This is a genomic window from Psychrobacter sp. 1U2, assembly GCF_051847575.1.
Window position 1 is genome coordinate 1 of the sequence record NZ_JBPYDC010000249.1, and the last position, 1,313, is coordinate 1,313.

A 1,313-nucleotide genomic window follows, 5' to 3' on the forward strand; every position below is an offset into this window, starting at 1 on the left:
TTCACATGACGCGATAAAAACTGATTAAGCAAATAACCTTCAGAGCCCATGATTTCGACACCATCATAGCCTGCTTGCTTGGCAAGTTTTGCACAGCGTGCATAGTCCTTCACCGTCTGCTCGATATTTTTAATGCTCATTTTACGCGGTTTAAAAGGAGTGATTGGCGACTTAATAGGACTTGATGACACGATAAATGGATGATAACCGTAGCGACCACTGTGCAGGATTTGCATGATGATTTTGCTGTCATATTTATGCGCCGCGCGAGTGACTCGCTGATGGTTAATAACGTCAGCTCTCGTATTCATGGTGCCGCCAGCAGGCAACAACCACCCTTCACGATTGGGCGAGATACCGCCCGTAATCATCATCGCCACGCCGCCCTTTGCGCGCTCCGCAAAATACGCCGCCAGTTTACCGTAGTTATAAAAGCGATCTTCAAGTCCTGTGTGCATTGAGCCCATAACCACACGGTTTTTAAGGGTAGTAAAGCCCAAATCTAATGGCTCAAACAAGTGCGGATAATGCTCAGATGCATTGGCGGTATCCGTCGCCATGTCAGTGCTCGCAATACGATCAGAGGTCTTAGTATTTGAGTCTACTGGGCTTACGCTATTAGGGCTGGCGCTCATATCATCGTCCTTATGAATTAATGGGTTATATTTTTATCACTTACTCACAATAATCTGATGACATCGGCAGTCTAATTCTCCATACGGTAGCACAGCCTACTTTCGGCGTTCTTGTATTCATATCATTGAGTATGGGGTATATTAGGCTTAAGAATGACGAATATTTAATGATGCAGTGTTAATTCTATCGTAACACACCGCCATTATTATCAGCTACGCAGACAAGCGACTGACGAGTGAACACTATGTTTACAACATTATATTCATCATACCATTGGCAGTGGCTTTTACTTATGCCACGTAGTTAAGTAAAGGCCACAAAACAAGCTCGCTTTCTAATTACAGTTGTCTATAATAAAAGAACTGATTGTTAATAAAGATAGCCATTAACATGCAAAATCCAATATAAAAAACCGCTAAACCCATAATATGATAAAGATAAAGGACTATCCCTATGACCGACTTTCACACGGGTCTTGGCAAAAATGCAGCCAACTATCAACCGCTTACTCCAATTGATTTTATTATCCGTAGTGCACAGGTCTATCCTGACAAGACTGCCATCATTTATGACGATCTAGAGCACAATGACCTCACCCAAACGTGGCAGCAAACTTACGATCGTTGCAGGCAACTGGCAGATGGTTTGCGTAAGCTTGGTATCGATAAGAATGATAC

2 protein-coding genes are annotated in these 1,313 nt (G+C 42.9%); one reads left to right on the forward strand and one right to left on the reverse strand.

Annotation, left to right across the window (positions count from 1 at the left end):
* The coding region (locus tag ACS8FD_RS14905; RefSeq protein WP_459252132.1) for an oxidoreductase at nt 1–560 on the reverse strand (560 nt) is incomplete at its 3' end.
* A 529-nt stretch (nt 561–1,089) separates the two neighbouring features.
* On the opposite strand from ACS8FD_RS14905, the gene ACS8FD_RS14910 reads away from it, so the two are divergent.
* The coding region (locus ACS8FD_RS14910) for an AMP-binding protein (protein ID WP_439276429.1) at nt 1,090–1,313 on the forward strand (224 nt) is incomplete at its 3' end.